The sequence below is a fragment of the Aeromonas sp. 601027 genome (genome assembly GCF_049174455.1).
Classification (GTDB): domain Bacteria; phylum Pseudomonadota; class Gammaproteobacteria; order Enterobacterales; family Aeromonadaceae; genus Aeromonas; species Aeromonas veronii_A.
Window position 1 is genome coordinate 37,194 of record NZ_JAAKTN010000006.1, and the last position, 15,516, is coordinate 52,709.

Annotated in this window: 16 protein-coding genes; 3 read left to right on the forward strand and 13 right to left on the reverse strand. The window is 59.5% G+C overall.

Translation table 11 applies throughout. The features are described from left to right. Window positions 1-127: 127 nt before the first annotated feature. On the reverse strand, window positions 128-1,006 hold the full coding sequence (prmA, locus tag G5193_RS09400; protein ID WP_005358410.1) for a 50S ribosomal protein L11 methyltransferase: 879 nt from the start codon (window positions 1,004-1,006) through the stop codon (window positions 128-130). Window positions 1,007-1,543: 537 nt separating this feature from the next. Then, on the reverse strand, window positions 1,544-2,560 hold the full coding sequence (locus tag G5193_RS09405; protein ID WP_421205870.1) for a zinc-binding alcohol dehydrogenase family protein: 1,017 nt from the start codon (window positions 2,558-2,560) through the stop codon (window positions 1,544-1,546). A 100-nt stretch (window positions 2,561-2,660) separates the two neighbouring features. Here G5193_RS09405 and G5193_RS09410 point away from each other — a divergent pair, with 100 nt between their 5' ends. Continuing rightward, window positions 2,661-3,533: a LysR family transcriptional regulator gene (locus tag G5193_RS09410; RefSeq protein WP_005358412.1), complete on the forward strand. Its 873-nt coding sequence runs from the start codon at window positions 2,661-2,663 to the stop codon at window positions 3,531-3,533. 1 nt (window position 3,534) lies between these two features. Here the strand turns inward: G5193_RS09410 and G5193_RS09415 are convergent, their stop codons facing one another. The 7 genes from G5193_RS09415 to acs form a co-directional block, all read right to left on the reverse strand. Then, on the reverse strand, window positions 3,535-4,962 hold the full coding sequence (locus G5193_RS09415; protein ID WP_042080616.1) for a PTS transporter subunit EIIC: 1,428 nt from the start codon (window positions 4,960-4,962) through the stop codon (window positions 3,535-3,537). Window positions 4,963-5,051: 89 nt separating this feature from the next. Next, complete coding sequence (gene panF / locus G5193_RS09420; RefSeq protein WP_257696664.1) at window positions 5,052-6,509, reverse strand: sodium/pantothenate symporter; 1,458 nt, start codon at window positions 6,507-6,509, stop codon at window positions 5,052-5,054. Further along, on the reverse strand, window positions 6,499-6,762 hold the full coding sequence (locus G5193_RS09425; protein ID WP_047438157.1) for a YhdT family protein: 264 nt from the start codon (window positions 6,760-6,762) through the stop codon (window positions 6,499-6,501). The genes panF and G5193_RS09425 overlap by 11 nt, the downstream gene beginning before the upstream one ends. A gap of 206 nt (window positions 6,763-6,968) precedes the next feature. Then, the gene (gene accC, locus G5193_RS09430; RefSeq protein ID WP_216951972.1) at window positions 6,969-8,309 is read right to left on the reverse strand and encodes an acetyl-CoA carboxylase biotin carboxylase subunit; all 1,341 of its coding nucleotides are present in this window, start codon (window positions 8,307-8,309) and stop codon (window positions 6,969-6,971) included. A gap of 15 nt (window positions 8,310-8,324) precedes the next feature. Continuing rightward, entirely contained in the window at window positions 8,325-8,780 is a 456-nt protein-coding gene (accB, locus tag G5193_RS09435; protein ID WP_216979391.1) for an acetyl-CoA carboxylase biotin carboxyl carrier protein, read from the reverse strand. Between the two features lie 36 nt (window positions 8,781-8,816). Beyond that, entirely contained in the window at window positions 8,817-9,266 is a 450-nt protein-coding gene (gene aroQ / locus G5193_RS09440) for a type II 3-dehydroquinate dehydratase (RefSeq protein ID WP_139743401.1), read from the reverse strand. A gap of 288 nt (window positions 9,267-9,554) precedes the next feature. Then, window positions 9,555-11,501 carry an acetate--CoA ligase gene (acs, locus tag G5193_RS09445; protein ID WP_421205871.1) on the reverse strand — a complete coding sequence of 649 codons (1,947 nt, stop codon included), beginning with the start codon at window positions 11,499-11,501 and terminating at the stop codon, window positions 9,555-9,557. Between the two features lie 169 nt (window positions 11,502-11,670). Between acs and G5193_RS09450 the strand changes: the two genes are divergently transcribed. Then, complete coding sequence (locus tag G5193_RS09450; RefSeq protein WP_216951969.1) at window positions 11,671-11,949, forward strand: hypothetical protein; 279 nt, start codon at window positions 11,671-11,673, stop codon at window positions 11,947-11,949. Between the two features lie 277 nt (window positions 11,950-12,226). Then, complete coding sequence (locus tag G5193_RS09455) at window positions 12,227-12,460, forward strand: hypothetical protein (RefSeq protein WP_216951968.1); 234 nt, start codon at window positions 12,227-12,229, stop codon at window positions 12,458-12,460. Here G5193_RS09455 and G5193_RS09460 read toward each other — a convergent pair. The 4 genes from G5193_RS09460 to torD form a co-directional block, all read right to left on the reverse strand. Continuing rightward, entirely contained in the window at window positions 12,450-13,073 is a 624-nt protein-coding gene (locus G5193_RS09460; RefSeq protein WP_216951967.1) for a MipA/OmpV family protein, read from the reverse strand. The two genes, G5193_RS09455 and G5193_RS09460, sit on opposite strands and share 11 nt — an antisense overlap. After that, a complete protein-coding gene (locus G5193_RS09465) occupies window positions 13,063-14,202 on the reverse strand; it encodes a hypothetical protein (protein WP_216951966.1) in 1,140 nt (379 codons plus the stop codon). Before G5193_RS09465 ends, G5193_RS09460 begins: the two co-directional genes overlap by 11 nt. 170 nt (window positions 14,203-14,372) lie before the next feature. Then, window positions 14,373-14,741, reverse strand: a complete 369-nt coding sequence (locus tag G5193_RS09470; protein WP_216951965.1) for a hypothetical protein — start codon at window positions 14,739-14,741, stop codon at window positions 14,373-14,375. Window positions 14,742-14,748: 7 nt separating this feature from the next. Next, the gene (gene torD / locus G5193_RS09475) at window positions 14,749-15,417 is read right to left on the reverse strand and encodes a molecular chaperone TorD (protein ID WP_201905699.1); all 669 of its coding nucleotides are present in this window, start codon (window positions 15,415-15,417) and stop codon (window positions 14,749-14,751) included. Window positions 15,418-15,516: the final 99 nt, after the last annotated feature.

Genomic DNA, 15,516 nt, shown 5'->3' on the forward strand with positions numbered 1-15,516 from the left:
CCTTATTGGCCAGAGAAGCGTGAACCGTCCCCCAGAGTAGGAAAGGGGGGAGAAACAACAAGAGCACCCGTGGGTGCTCTTGTTTAATAAAGATGCTGACTTGCCGCCTTGAGAGTGGGAGCTATGTTTAGCCGTGCTTGCGGCCGGAGAGGCGGCACCACTCCTCCTTGACTGCGGTCGGGTCCATCTCGAACCACTGGCCGTAGATAGTTTCCAGTTCCGGGGCCTGGCTCTCCAGCACGCCGGAGAGGGCCATCAGGCTGCCCGGCTTGCCGTGGCCGGCGATCAGCGGAGCCAGTTCGCGCAGCGGGCCTGCCAGGATATTGGCGACCACCACGTCCGCTTCGACATCTTGCGGCTGGTCGGCCGGCAGGTAGAGCTCAATCTGGTCGGCGACGCCGTTGCGCGCGGCGTTATCGCGGCTGGCCTGAATGGCTTGCGGGTCGATGTCGATGCCGATGACGCGGGCAGCACCCAGTTTCAGGGCGGCGATGCCGAGAATGCCGGAGCCACAGCCAAAGTCGACCACGGTTTTACCGGTCAGATCCAGCCCATCCAGCCACTGCAGGCAGAGAGCTGTGGTGGGGTGGGTACCGGTACCGAAGGCCAGACCCGGATCCAGCATGACGTTGACCGCATCGGGGTTCGGCACATCGCGCCAGCTCGGGCAGATCCAGAGGCGCTCGCCAAACTGCATCGGGTGGAAGTGATCCATCCACTCGCGCACCCAGTCCTTGTCTTCCAGCTGCTCGACCTTGTAGCCGACGTTTTCGCCGAAGATCTGCTGGAAGAAGGCGATGGTGGGGGCCGGATCGGTTTCGGCATCAAACAGACCCATCACTTCGGTCTCGCCCCAGAGCGGGGTTTCACCGGGCATGGGTTCGTAGACGGGCACATCCTTGGCATCCATAAAGGTCACCGCCTGGGCTCCACGCCCCAGCAGCATGTTGCTCACCTTGTCTGCGGTCTTGGCAGTGGCGTTGATTCGAATTTGTATCCAGGGCATGGCGTTGACTCTTCATAAATGTGAAACCGCGAGATTCTACCATCATGGGGCAGTGCTGTCGTGGTTTGCCCATGACGTGGAGGGATTCGGGGGCTTTTGCCGGATTGGCACGGTTCCTGTATTGCTCTATGCAGGCGAAGACGACCGGTTTTCGCTGAACGCTTTGCTCAAGTTCCGTCATCTTTCACTGCCACCCTCGGGTGGCATTTTTTTATCTGCACTTGTTTGCCTGGTAAACAGTCTGCCAGATAAAAAAAGAGCAAGGTCGGCACCTTGCTCAAGGACGGGCTGACGCCGTTTTGGCGCATTCATGCTGCTGTTGGCACGCCAGATGCAAAGACTAGATTGTCCTGCATAAGGATATGTGTGTGATTGTTACCCCAATGTTCAGGTATTCAGGCCATTTCTCGCGAAATGGCCTCTTTTTTGGCTGATTGTCGGACGTTGGCCTGCCACAGGCAGTCATGAGTGCCGCTGGTTGTGCCCGTTTGGGGCATCTCCTTGGTGAACTTATCCCATCATGGTGCGTTTGAGGGCTTAGTTGGCAAAGCCGCTCATGTCGATCACCAGCTTGCCTACCATGCGTCCCGCCTCCACCTCGGCATGGGCCTGAGCCAGCGTGACCGGGGTCAGCGACGGGATGGTTCTGGTCAGAGTGGTCTGCAGTACTCCTTCATCGACCAGTGCCGCTACCCGGCCGAGCAGGCGGTGCTGTTCGATCATGTCCGGCGTCTGGAACAGGGAGCGGGTGAACATGAACTCCTGGCTGAAGGTGACACTCTTGCTCTTGAGCAGGGAGAGATCCCACGGCTCGCTCGATTCGGCGATGGTACAGATATGGCCAAACGGGCGGATCAGCCCTGCCATGGTGGCCCAGTGTTCGGCGGTGGCGTTGGTGCAGAAGATGGCATCGACCTGAGTGATGCCAAGGGCGGTCAGCTCCTCCTGCAACTTGTGGTGGTTTACGACCTGATGGGCGCCCATCTCGAGGCACCACTCGCGGCTCTCGGGGCGGGAGGCGGTCGCAATCACCTCCATGCCGGTGAGCTGGCGGGCCAGCTGGATGGCGATGGAGCCCACGCCACCGGCGCCGCCGATGATCAGCAGTTTGCCACGGCTTTCGCGGGTAAGAGCGAAGCGCTCGAACAGGGTCTCCCAAGCGGTGATGGCGGTGAGCGGCAGGGCGGCGGCCTCCACATCGCTCAAGCTGGTGGGGGCGATGGCGGCGATGCGCTCATCCACCAGTTGCAGGGCGCTGTTGCTGCCCGGACGGCTGATGTCGCCGGCATACCAGACCCGGTCGCCCGCCTTGAACAGGGTAATTTCGCTGCCGGTGGCGATCACTTCCCCCACCGCATCCCAGCCCAGCACCCGGGGCGAGCTTTCAATTTTGGCTTTGGGGGAGCGCACCTTGGTATCCACCGGATTGACGGAGGTAGCGCTAACCCGCACCAGCAGGTCCCGCGGGCCCGGAACCGGATCGGGCAGGTTGGCGGCGATAAAGCAGTCGGGGTGGTCGCTTGGCAGATAGTGAGTCAGGGCAATGGCTTTCATGGTTTTTCCTTTCAAATCGCTGTGTTCGGGATTGCCACTCACTCTAGTCTGGTTGATTATCAAGATTAAGATGGGTAATCGGTAAAGACTGTTTGAATATATGAACAATGTCGATCTGGAGTTGATGGGGCTGTTTGCCACCGTGGTGGAGCAGGGAAGCTTTACCCGGGCCGCCGAGCTGCTCGGTATGCCCAAGTCATCGGTGAGCCAGAAGATCTCGCGGCTCGAATCCCAGCTCGGGGTGCGGCTGTTGCAGCGCACCACCCGCAGGTTGAGCCTGACCCCGCAGGGGGAGCTCTATGTGGAGCACTGTCAGGGGCTGCTGGCACTGGCCCGCAGTGCCAATCTGGCGATGGCACGGCTGCGCTCGGCCCCGGCGGGGCGGGTGCGGATCACTGCCCCCGAGGCGACCGGTACTCTATTGCTTGGCCGGATCCTCGCCGAGTTTCGCGCCCTCTATCCCGAGGTGGTGCTGGAACTGACCCTGAGCGATGAACAGCTCGATCTGGTGGGGGAAGGTTATGATTTGGCGCTGCGGGCGGCGCCGCTGAAAGACTCCAGCCTCATCTGTCGGCGTATCGGTCAGGTGGCGCGTCATCTGGTGGCTGCGCCCGCCTATCTGGCGGCCCACGGCATGCCGCAGCAGTTGAGCGAGCTGGGCCGTTATGCCTGTCTGGTGCACTCGGCCATGCCGGTGTGGCCATTGCAGGAGGGGGGCTGGCGGCCGCAGGGGGCCTGTGTCAGCAACAGCTTGCTGGCGCTGCGGGAGATGGCGCTTCATGACGGGGGGATTGCCCTGTTGCCCCACCATGTCTGTGAAGGGGATTTGGCGGCGGGGCGGCTGCAGAAGGTGTTGCCGGATCAGCCCATTCCGGCCAACCCGTTCTACCTAATCTATCCGAGTCGGGAGCATCTGGCCCCCGCTCTGCGCACCCTGATGGATTTCGTGGCCGAGCGGTTGCCGTTCGCCTGAGTTACCAGCTGCTCTGGCTGGCCGACTCCTGATTGGGTTTGAGGCCGAGGGGGACCGACTGGCGCTCCGCCAGCATGCGGATCTGCCCTTCAATCAGGCTGGCGCTGGGGCCCAGCACCAGCACCAGCTGGTGGTCGTTGAGCTGGATCCAGGAGAGGCAGCCCAGACCCAGCAGGCGGGATTCATCCACCAGTGAAATATCGCGCACCCGCAGGCTGAGGCGGGTGATACAGACACTCATCGCCACCAGATTGTCCATCCCGCCCAGCACCTTGAGGTACTGGATCGCCAGCATCTGCGGGTCTGAGGGGGCAACGCTGGCAAGGCGCGGATGCTCCACCGCGATGGGCTTGCTCGGCATGCTGAGGGGGGCACGCTCCAGCAGCTGATAGAACAGCAGGGTGTAGGCGACGAAGAACAGGATACCGACCGGGATGAGCCAGAAGCTGTGCTCCCCTGCCTGATAGCTCAGCACCAGATCCAGCAGACCGGCGGAGAAGTAACTGCCCACCTTGATCCCCAGCCCGCTACAGACCGCCAGCGACAGTCCGGTCAGCAGGGCGTGGGCGAGAAACAGCCAGGGGGCGGTAAAGGCGAACAGAAATTCGATAGGCTCTGTGATACCCACCAGTGCCGAGGTGAGCGCAAGGGTGAGCAGCAGCCCGCCCTGTGGCAGCCGCTGCATCCGCTGGCGGTGCAGCCAGATGGCAAAACAGGCGCCCGGCAGGCCGAACATTATGATGGGGTAAAGACCGGCTACATATCCTTCATGAAGGGGCTGGGCGGTGGCCAGCGCCTGCAGGTTGCTCTCGCCAAGGCCGATGACGCTGCCCAATACCTGATGCAGCCCGAGCGGGATTAACAAGCGGTTGAGGGTGCCGTAGCAGAAGGCGCCAAACGGCGTGGTAAGCAGCTCCGAGGTGAGCAGGGTCAGCCCGCGCTCCAGCGGTGGCCACAGCAGCGAGAGGGGGATGGCGATCAGCAGGCAGGCCAAGGCCGACACCAGCAGGCTGGGAAACTCCCCCCTGGCGATCTGCAGCCAGCGGGGCAGCGTTTGCTGGTGAACCCATGGATAGATGATGGCAGTGGTGAGCCCCGCCAGCAGACCGCAGATCATGTCGGCGTGCAGGTTGGGGGCCAGCGTATTGAAGGCGGTGCTGAGCAGCAGGAAGTTGACCGCCCCCGCCAACGTCTGTCCGCCCAGCTCCTGCCGACTCAGGCCAAAGGCGATCGCCACCGCATAGATGAGCGGCATCTGGCTGAAGATCGCCTGACCGGTGAGGGAGAGCACCGCCAAATCGAGCACGTCGGGTTGCCCAAGCCGGTAGATCAGCGCCGCCATCGGCAGGATGGAGACGGGCAGCAGCAGGGCATAACCGAGCCGCTGCAGGGCTTGAGTAACGACTTGTCGAGTGGCTTTAACGGGCATACAGCGGCTACGTTCTGTGACTTGGCGCACAGTTTAACCGGAAAACACCTATTTGGGGATAGTTTTGGAACCCATAATTTATATTTTTATTATTTCTGCCCGAAAAGGTCGCGCACTTCCCGCGAGGGCGGTGCCGTCAGCAGGCTGACCGTGATAAAGACCACCAGCGCCAGCGTGAGGCTTGGCACTATGGCGTGCAGGCCAGCCAGCTTGATCCCCCACTGACTCAGTACCCCATAACTGACGATGCCGCTGACCATGCTGGCCAGTGCGCCCGGGCCGTTGGCCCGCGACCAGTAGAGGCCGAGCACCAGTGGCCAGAGGAACACCGCTTGCAATCCGCCAAAGGCGAGCAGGTTGAGCCAGATGATCATCTCGGGCGGTTGCAACGCCGCCAGCAGCACCAGAGTGCCGAGGATCAGGGTACAGAGCAGGGAGAGGCGGGGGATGCGCACTTCCAGCTTCTCCTGCTTTGGACTCAGATAGTTGAGATAGAGATCCTTCACCAGAGTGGCGGAAGCCTGGATCAGCTGGGAGTCGATGGTGGACATGATGGCCGCCATCGGCGCCGCCAGAAAGACCCCGGCCAGCCAGGGGGGCAGCACTTCCATCATCAGGGAGGGCATGATCTTGTCCGGGCTGTCCATGCCCGGCAGGATGGCGCGACCCAGAGCGCCCGCCAGATGCATGCCGAACATCAGCAGGGCGCTGACCACGGTGCCGATCAGAATGCCGCGATGGAGCGCCTTGCTGTCGCGATAGCCAAAGCAGCGCAGCGCCGAGTGGGGCAGCCCTACCACTCCGACACAGACCAGGATCCAGAAACTCAGCATAAAGGGCTGGGTCAGCATGTCGCCGGCCCCCTGCGGGCTCACCAGCTTGGGATCGATCTCCCTGAGCTGGTGGATGAGGTTTGGCAAGCCGTCACCGGCGACCAGAATGCCCGCCAGCAGGGCACCGGTGCCGATCAGCATGATGATCCCCTGCAGAGCATCGGTCATTACCACGGCGCGGAAGCCGCCGATGATGGTGTAGAGCAGTACGCAGCTGGCAAACAGCATCAATCCCTGCTGGTAGGAGAGGCCGGTGGCGGTCTCCAGCAGGCGGGCGCCGCCGATAAACTGCACCACCATGGTCGCGATAAAGGCGAGGATGATAGTAACGGAGCCGAGGATCACCACCGCCTTGCTCTGGTAGCGGGCCCACAGCATGTCGTTGATGGTCACCGCATTGACCCGGCGGGCGATGATGGCGAACTTCTTGCCAAGCACCCCCAGAGTGAGCCAGACGGTGGGCAGCTGGATCATCGCCAGCAACACCCAGCCAAGGCCGATCTTGTAGGCGGCACCCGGCCCACCGATAAAGGAGGAGGCCGAGGTGTAGGTGGCCACTAGCGTCATCGCCAGCACCAGCCCGCCCATGCTGCGGTTGCCGATGAAGTACTCCTGCACGAAGTTGCCTTGCGCGCGATGGCGGCTGGCCCAGAAACCCACCCCCAGCACCAGCACCAGATAGATGACGAGCGGCAGCATCAACTCAAGATTCATGGGATGACTCCTTGCCGGAAGGGGAGTGGGTATCGAGGGGGATCTCCACAAACAGCCGGTTCACCATCAGGGCGCAGAGCAGAATGAACAGCAGCGGCATCACCATGCAGCTGAGCAGGAACCACAGTGGCAGCCCCCACAACTCCAGCTGGGGCGGGATAAAATAGGCGGTGCCATACCAGGCAAAGAAGTAGAACAGGGTCAGCAGCAGGCAGAAAGCTGCTTCCCGGCGGGCGAGAGCAAAACGGTTCACCTTGGCCTCCGACAAATTTGAGGGGCGCAAGAATAACAAAAAAGGGCCATGTCGCCATGGCCCTTTTTCAGCAGAGGCTCCTTGCGAAGCAGACTTCCACCGGAAGTCCGGTCTCTATCAGTGATCCTACAGACCCAACTTCTTGTGCAGATAGTGGGCGTTGGTACTGCCACCGTGCAATGTCATCGGGTCTCTATCAGCGATCCTTACAGACCTAACTTCTTGTGCAGGTAGTGGATATTGGTGCCACCGTGCTGGAAGTTTTCGTCTTTCATGATCTCTTTTTGCAACGGTACGTTGGTCTTGATCCCTTCCACCACCAGCTCGTCCAGCGCATGGCGCATGCGGGCGATGGCAATGTCACGATTCTCGCCGTAGCAGATCAGCTTGCCGATCATTGAATCGTAGTGGGGCGGTACCTTGTAACCGGCATAAATGTGGGAGTCCCAACGCACGCCCAGACCACCCGGCGCGTGGAAGCGCTGAACCAGACCCGGAGAGGGCATGAAGGTGGCCGGATCTTCGGCGTTAATCCGGCACTCGATGGCATGGCCACGGATGCGGATATCCTGCTGGGTGATCGACAGGGGCTGACCGGCGGCGATGCGCAGCTGCTCCTTGATCAGATCGATACCGGTGACCATCTCGGTGACCGGATGCTCAACCTGGATACGGGTGTTCATTTCGATGAAATAGAACTCGCCGTTCTCGTACAGGAACTCGAAAGTACCCGCACCGCGGTAGCCGATCTCGATACAGGCGCGCACACAGCGCTCGCCGATGAACTTGCGCATTTCGGCGGTGATGCCGGGTGCCGGCGCCTCTTCCACCACCTTCTGGTGGCGACGCTGCATGGAGCAGTCGCGCTCGCCCAGATAGAGGGCGTTGCCCTGGCCGTCTGCCAACACCTGAATTTCGATGTGGCGCGGGTTTTCCAGGTACTTCTCCATGTAGACCATGTCGTTCTTGAAGAACTGGCCTGCTTCGGATTTGGTTAGGGCAATGGCGGAGGCTAGCTCGGCCTCGCTGCGTACCACGCGCATGCCACGACCACCGCCGCCACCGGCAGCCTTGATGATCACCGGATAGCCGATGCGCTTGGCAATAGCGGCATTGCGCTTGGTGTCGTTGTCCACCGGACCGTCAGAGCCCGGTACACACGGTACGCCTGCCTTCTTCATCGCTTCGATGGCGGAGACTTTGTCACCCATCAGGCGGATGGTCTCGGCGCGCGGGCCGATGAAGATGAAGCCGGATTTTTCGACCACTTCGGCAAAATCGGCGTTCTCGGAGAGGAAGCCGTAACCCGGGTGGATGGCCACGGCACCGGTCACCTCGGCGGCGGCGATGATAGCCGGAACGTTGAGGTAGGAGTCGGTACTGGCTGGTTTGCCGATACAGATGGATTCGTCGGCCAGCAGCACATGTTTGAGCTCCCGGTCGGCGGTGGAGTGAACGGCCACTGTCTTGATCCCGAGCTCTTTGCAGGCGCGCAGGATCCGCAGGGCAATTTCACCGCGGTTGGCGATGACTACTTTGTCCAACATGGGTGGCGATTTCCCTTATTCGATGATGAACAGCGGCTCGTCAAATTCGACGGCCTGACCATTTTCAACCAGGATCGCTTTGATCACACCGGCCTTGTCAGACTCGATTTGGTTCATCATTTTCATGGCTTCGACGATGCACAGGGTATCGCCGACATTGACTTGCTGACCCACTTCCACGAACGGCTTGGCTTCCGGGCTGGAGGAGCGGTAGAAGGAGCCAACCATGGGAGAGCGCATCAGGTGACCGCTCGGTGCGGCATCTGCGGCCGGCGCAGCGGAAACCGGGGCGGCGGCTGGAGCGGCAACCGGAGCGGCTGCTTGCTGCATGATCATCTGCGGTGCGGCAGTGACCTGGCCTGCGAAGTTGCGGCTGATGCGAACGGACTCTTCACCTTCGGAGATCTCCAGTTCGGCGATGCCGGACTCTTCAACCAGTTCAATCAGCTTCTTGATTTTGCGGATATCCATTAGCATTCTCTTTCTTCTTTATCTGATCAGTGATTATCAAGCCGCGTGCAGATGGCGCACGGCCGCGGTTAAAGCGAATTGATAGCCATCGGCCCCCAGACCACAAATGACCCCTTTGGCGACATCAGACAGATAGGAGTGATGACGAAACGGCTCCCTGGCATGAACGTTTGACAGGTGAACCTCGATAAAGGGTATGGCGACACCCAGCAGCGCATCGCGGATGGCGACGCTGGTGTGGGTGAAGGCGGCCGGATTGATGATGATGAAATCCACCTGACCCATGGCCTGATGGATGCGGCTGACCAACTCATGTTCGGCGTTGGATTGCAGATGTTCCAGAGTGACACCGAGTTCGCTGGCGTTGAGCTTCAGATCGGCGACGATCTCATCGAGCGTCTTGCTGCCGTAGATACCCGGTTCCCGTTTGCCCAGCAGATTCAGGTTTGGACCGTTGAGCAGGAGAATTCGGCGATGTTGCGACATATTGAGTGCATCCTCGATGATCATGCTGCTATCTGTCAGCTATCTTGTGGACTACCTGAAATCTAGCCATTTTCTGCGCAAATCGGTGTGCCCTGGCACACAGATTTCGCAATTATATTGATTTCGTGAAAATTAGCAGCATTTTACTGGTCTAATCTCTACATCTGGCTATTTATTGAGCGCCGCCTCCCTGTGCACCCAGTTTCAGCCGCTCAGGCCGTTTGTACCGCTGTAGAAACAGCAAAGCCGGCACAGGGCCGGCTTTGTCGAGCAACAAACGAAGCGGGATCAGGCTGCTTCCGACTTCTCGCGGATGAGTTTGTCTACTACGCCCGGATCCGCCAAGGTGGAGATATCCCCCAGGCTGTCGGTCTCGCCGGTGGCGATCTTGCGCAGAATTCGCCGCATGATCTTGCCGGAACGGGTCTTCGGCAGCCCCTCCGCCCAGTGAATGACATCTGGCGTGGCGATGGCACCGATCTCCTTGCGCACCCACTCCTTCACCTCTTTGTGCAGCTCACGGCTCGGCTCTTCCCCGGCGATCAGGGTGACATAGGCATAGATGCCCTGACCCTTGATCTCGTGAGGAACCCCCACCACCGCGGCTTCGGCGATCTTGGGATGGGCCACCAGCGCCGATTCGATTTCGGCGGTACCCATGCGGTGGCCGGAGACGTTCAGTACATCATCCACCCGTCCGGTGATCCAGTAGTAGCCATCGGCATCGCGACGGGCACCGTCGCCAGTGAAGTAGCGGCCGGGGAAGGTGGAGAAGTAGGTCTGCTCGAACCGCTCGTGATCGCCGAATACGGTGCGCATCTGACCCGGCCAGGAGTCGGTGATCACCAGATTGCCCTCGGTGGCCCCCTCCAGCGGTTCGCCCATGTTGTCGACCAGCGCAGGTTGCACCCCGAAGAAGGGACGAGTCGCCGAGCCCGGTTTCAGGTCGGTGACGCCGGGCAGCGGCGTAATCAGGATGCCGCCGGTCTCGGTCTGCCACCAAGTATCGACGATGGGGCAGCGCTCATCGCCAATGGTGCGGTAATACCACTCCCAGGCTTCCGGGTTGATGGGTTCACCCACCGAGCCCATGATGCGCAGGCTCTGGCGTGATGTGCCGGTGACAGCTTCGTTGCCTTTGGCCATCAGGGCGCGGATGGCAGTGGGGGCGGTATAGAGAATGGTGACCTGGTGCTTGTCCACCACCTGACTCATGCGGTTGGTGGCCGGGTAGTTGGGCACCCCTTCGAACATGATGGTAGTGGCACCGTTGGCAAGCGGCCCGTAGACCAGATAGGAGTGACCGGTAACCCAGCCCACATCGGCGGTACACCAGTAGATATCCTCTTCGTGGTAGTCGAACACATATTTGAAGGTGAGGGTGGCATAGACCAGATAGCCGCCGGTGGTGTGCAGCACCCCTTTGGGTTTGCCGGTGGAGCCGGAGGTATAGAGGATAAAGAGCGGATCTTCGGCGTTCATCGCCTCGGGCGGGCAGTCGCTGCTGACGGCTGCGGTCGCTTCATGCCACCAGATGTCGCGGTGGTTGTGCCAGGCGACATTGCCGCCGGTGCGCTTGAGGACGATCACCTTGTTGACCTGGGTTTCCGGGTTGGTGAGCGCTTCATCCACATTCTTCTTGAGCGGCACCGGACGGCCGCCACGCAGTCCCTCGTCGGCGGTGATGACGATGCGCGAGCCCGAGTCGATGATGCGGCCAGCCAGCGCTTCTGGCGAGAAGCCGCCGAATACGATGCTGTGTACTGCGCCGATGCGGGTACAGGCCAGCATGGCGATGGCGGCTTCGGGCACCATCGGCATATAGAGGCAGACCACGTCGCCGCGGTGAACCCCTTGTGCTTTCAAGACGTTGGCAAACTTGCACACTTCGGCGTGCAATTCGCGATAAGTGAGTTTGCGATCTTCGGCAGGGTTGTCCCCTTCCCAGATGATGGCGACCTTGTCGCCACGCTCTGCCAAGTGGCGATCGAGGCAGTTGGCGGAGACGTTGAGCTGGCCATCCTCAAACCATTTGATGGAGACATGGCCCGGATCGTAGGAGGTGTTTTTTACCTTGGTGTAGGGCTGTATCCAGTCGAGGATTTTGCCCTGTTCACCCCAGAAGGTATCGGGATCCTCGACGGAGGCCTGGTACATGGCGGCGTAGTCGCCCTTGTCGAGCAGGGCGCTGTTGCTGATATGGGGTTTGACCGGATAGACCTTGCTCTCGCTCATCACTCACTCCTTTGAATACATACTTTTAATAATTAAGTAACAACTTATACCTTTGGCTGATGGGGGCAATTAGACTTTTGGATAGACAGCAACATTTGGTTACAGGGTAATGGGTGACACTCAGGTGGTGAGTGAGTAAAAAGGAGGACTTTGATGGATGGAGGTAGTTATGTTCTCTCTATTGCTCTGTGCATCCCTCTGGCAGTTTGATGTGCCTGTACTGGCAGACAAGCCCCCCAAAGAGTTTGCGATTACGCATCAGGAGCCGTCACAGACCGTGCGGGATCGGGTTGCCGATCAGCTTGGCAACGCATGGCAGGCAAAAAAACCGGGGGCCAAATTTTCCCTCAGTGAGCCTGGATCCCGTTACTCTGGCGACTCACCGCTCACACGCATGCTCAATGAGCGGGATGATGGTGGTGTTCCCACCCTGACGTTTGGCAGATAGTCATATCTATCGCCAGGGGATTTTCCCCTGCGGCACCAATGACATCATCATCCTTTGATGAACGCAGTCGACCTGACGTTGCGTACCAATAGATAATCCCTTTTTCCCCTGTTAAGGGCTTGTGGGCACAGATGTTCAGCCTGAGTTGCAAGCCCTTGCTACCGTGGTCCTTTTGACATCCCGAGAGAGCGTTATGTCGCTAACAGAGGATGTTTATCATGCGCGATCAGAGCGTTAGTGCTTGAGCTGTGCGGCTTGCTGGCAAAGAGGGCTGACGATGATTGACTCTGTTGTAATGGAATTTGGCAACATGGTTGGCATGTTGCCATTTGGTCAGGAAACCTGGAGTGCGCAGCAACAGGATATCCCCCTGATTGCAGGAAGCAGTTGCATTGTAGAGCCTAATGATGCGATGGGTTTGACTGTCTGTGCGTTTTCATTTGGCTGGACCCAAGATAGGTGGGCGCTGGTAAACGTGGAAGTTGCCTGTGGTGTGAGTGTTACCAGCTGAAGCGATAGCTCAGGGTCAGGTTCACGACGGGTTGCCAATCGCGATCCTTGATGAGCCACTGCTTGGCACCCGCTTCTGCGTCGAGTTGCCACTTTTGCCAAGCCCAACTGTGCTCCAGGGTTAGCCCCCAGTCTCGCCAACCTTCATGAGCATCATAAGCGGCCATGTGTGCCTGACTGCCCCGGGTCAGCCAGAGGTTGAGGGAGAGCCCGGCCGGCAGCGGCAGGCTGTGCTCCATGTACCAGAGCTGGCCATAACGGCCAGTGAGGTCGACGAGCTGGGACAACGTCAATTGATGGTCATCATCCAGCTGCCATCCCAGGCGCCACATAGCACTGAAACGGGTACTATCAACCACTGGCATGGATCCGACTCCCAAGGCGATAAAACTCTTTTCATAGAGAGGTAGTGCCAGCCCGGCACTGCTTCCGTTAGTGAAAAGGAGCCCAACCTGGGTCTCCCGTTCATAACCCCACCAGAGTTGGCTGTGCTGGGTTGCGTTACTACTGGCCTGGTTACTGTCCAGTTGCCAGCTGCTGCCGAGTAACAACTCCTTTGCTTGCAATGGTAGCGTTACCAGTATTAGCAGCGACAGCCAATACTTATTTGCCATATAGCCGCGCCCAGTCCCGATCCTGATGCATTCCCATCAGATGACAGATGATGCCGGAGCGCTGGAAAGCATAAATCAGCAGTACGCTGGCGGTGCAGAGCAACATGATAAGGCCAAAACTGTTGGGCAGTATGGTGCCCTGACGGGCGGTCCACCACAGTAGCAAGGGGCCCCACAGGTGCACGAAGATGCTCTTGTGGAAGATGAAGACGGTCAGCGAGTACATGCCGATCCAGTTGAGTGGTCGCCAGCAGAGACGGATATTGTGTTGGTGTAGCCAGAGCACGGTACCGATCACCAGAAACTCCATACCCCAGATCCCGGCTCGGCCGATCATGTCCAGCGCCAGTTCGTGTTCGTTGGCGTAGATGTCGTTGAGCTCGACCGTGCTTGTCTCGCCGAACATGAGATAGATGGCCAGCGCCACCAGCGACAGCGTCAGTACCAGGCGGTTGAGGCGATCTCGCCATTGTGGGCGCTGATGCCAGCACCAGCCATAGAGAAAGCCGAAACAGCCACTGGCCATGAAGAGGTCGAGACGGGCATCCAGCTCATAGTCGGGGTGAACGTGCAGCTTCATCCAGCTGTCGATATGGCCGAGCAGATCCTGTACGCCGAGTTGATCCAGTAGCAGGCTTAGAAGGGTCAGCAGGAGCATGCCGCGGATGCCGAACCAGGCATACACCATGGAGAAGAGCGCCAGCAGGCACATCCAGAGCATGACCGGGTAGAACGAGATGGCCTCGCCGAAGTTGGGGGCGATGACCAACCCTTCGACATAGAGCATCAGTATGATGCTGGCAAACAGGGCCAGCTTGCTGCCCAGCTGCGGCTTGAAGCTGGCCTGATCGCGGCGGCTCAGGTTGAATGCGGCCAAGGCCAGGTAGATCTGGCTGACCCAGGGGATTAACCAGGCTGATGCGTGTGCTGTCAGCTGATCCATGGGGAGCAGGTGTCCCGCCATTGCCTTGTGTGATACATAGAAGCTGTCCCACAAGGCATGTTCCCGATTGAAGAAATCGATGTACCAGTAGTTGAGGTAACCGGTGTAGTGCTCGAAGACGGCCATGAAGATGACAAGCCCGCGCAACAGATCGAGGCCTGTGATGCGCGCATCCTGTGGAGGCATACGATTGCTCCTGTGTAGTGTGGCGAAAGGAGCGGCACTATATAGGCTTTTTTAAAACTGAACGGGAGCTGAATGTAAGCAAATATTACGGGGAGCTGTACCGATGTGCTTGTAATGACTGGGAAGTGCCTGACCTGGCTGTCATGATTTGCAATATTATTGGCTGTTTTTTAGCCTTTCTCTCGACCAAATGCCTGAATACCGCGCACCAGTACCAGCCAGCCGAGCAGATGGAACGGGAGGGCAAGCAGATAGAGCAGCAGGAAGTGCGACTCGCTGCCACTGCTGTTGATGAAGTCGATCCAGGCGGCCAGCAGCGCCAGCATGCCGGCAATCTGGAAGCGGCGGCGCAACACCACCTCGACGCCGAGATTGGCAAGGTAGAGGGTGAGCAGGATGCCGGCAAATCCGGTGAGCTGGGCGGTGCCGTAGAGCTCGCGATCCGGGTTGAACAGCAGCGCAATCAGGGGAGTAATGCCCTGATCCAGCGGGATCAGGGCCAGCAGCCAGCATGCAATCAGAAGCAGGGCTGTCTTCATCGCGGACTCAGTCGGCGGACGGTGCCGGTTTGACCAGAGAGAGGTAGTTGGCATCCATCTTGAGGAAGACCCCCAGCAGACGGGCACTGGCGCCGTAGAAGCCAAACCGGTCGGCGGCGCGACAGGCGCTTTCGAACTTGTCAAACCAGCCCAGCAGATGACCGTGCAGCAGCGCTTCCTGCTCGTCGAGCCAGCGTTCCCGCTCGGCCGCGCTCTTGGCTTCCGCCCCACGGATGATGAGATTGCCCATCAGATCCAGCTCGATTGCCAGATGGTCGGCAGGCTCTTTGTATTTATCGCTGACATTGATACCGAGGCGATCGAGGCGGGCCTGCATCTCGGCCATCGGGGCCTGCATCAGCAGCTTGGCCTCGCCGCGGTAGAGCGATTCGTAGGGCAGGGCGCCCTGTTTGGGATCCACCAGAAACAGGCCGGCGAAGTCGGCGGCCAGTTCCAGCTGGCGATCCGGGCGCACCAGCAGGCGGGCGATGGCATCGTTGAGCTCGGCCACGGCTTCGCGCATCGGATCCAGGGTGGAGAGGCTTTTCAGGAAGCTTCGCACATCATAGGTGTCATATTCGGCGATCTGCTCATCACTGAGTTCGGCGGCGAACAGGGTGGAGAACCACCAGTAGAGTTCGGCCCGGCGTTCGCTGGTAGCCATAAATTCCTGCATTTTTCCTCCGTGGATGGCAATCGGGAGCCTTGATGGCTCCCGATTCTAACGACTTTAAAAATAAAGGAAACTCAAGGGGGCGCTTTCGTCCCCCCGGGG

Bases quoted from the DNA above. Each gene is read 5' to 3' on its own strand.
- G5193_RS09415 (WP_042080616.1), bottom strand. From the start codon at position 4,962: ATGCCCGTTAAAGCCACTCGACAAGTCGTTACTCAAGCCCTGCAGCGG.
- G5193_RS09450 (WP_216951969.1), top strand. From the start codon at position 11,671: ATGTTCTCTCTATTGCTCTGTGCATCCCTCTGGCAGTTTGATGTGCCT.
- G5193_RS09470 (WP_216951965.1), bottom strand. From the start codon at position 14,741: ATGAAGACAGCCCTGCTTCTGATTGCATGCTGGCTGCTGGCCCTGATC.
- G5193_RS09460 (WP_216951967.1), bottom strand. From the start codon at position 13,073: ATGGCAAATAAGTATTGGCTGTCGCTGCTAATACTGGTAACGCTACCA.
- torD (WP_201905699.1), bottom strand. From the start codon at position 15,417: ATGCAGGAATTTATGGCTACCAGCGAACGCCGGGCCGAACTCTACTGG.
- G5193_RS09410 (WP_005358412.1), top strand. From the start codon at position 2,661: ATGAACAATGTCGATCTGGAGTTGATGGGGCTGTTTGCCACCGTGGTG.
- G5193_RS09465 (WP_216951966.1), bottom strand. From the start codon at position 14,202: ATGCCTCCACAGGATGCGCGCATCACAGGCCTCGATCTGTTGCGCGGG.
- panF (WP_257696664.1), bottom strand. From the start codon at position 6,509: ATGAATCTTGAGTTGATGCTGCCGCTCGTCATCTATCTGGTGCTGGTG.
- acs (WP_421205871.1), bottom strand. From the start codon at position 11,501: ATGAGCGAGAGCAAGGTCTATCCGGTCAAACCCCATATCAGCAACAGC.
- G5193_RS09405 (WP_421205870.1), bottom strand. From the start codon at position 2,560: ATGAAAGCCATTGCCCTGACTCACTATCTGCCAAGCGACCACCCCGAC.
- prmA (WP_005358410.1), bottom strand. From the start codon at position 1,006: ATGCCCTGGATACAAATTCGAATCAACGCCACTGCCAAGACCGCAGAC.
- accB (WP_216979391.1), bottom strand. From the start codon at position 8,780: ATGGATATCCGCAAAATCAAGAAGCTGATTGAACTGGTTGAAGAGTCC.
- aroQ (WP_139743401.1), bottom strand. From the start codon at position 9,266: ATGTCGCAACATCGCCGAATTCTCCTGCTCAACGGTCCAAACCTGAAT.
- accC (WP_216951972.1), bottom strand. From the start codon at position 8,309: ATGTTGGACAAAGTAGTCATCGCCAACCGCGGTGAAATTGCCCTGCGG.
- G5193_RS09455 (WP_216951968.1), top strand. From the start codon at position 12,227: ATGATTGACTCTGTTGTAATGGAATTTGGCAACATGGTTGGCATGTTG.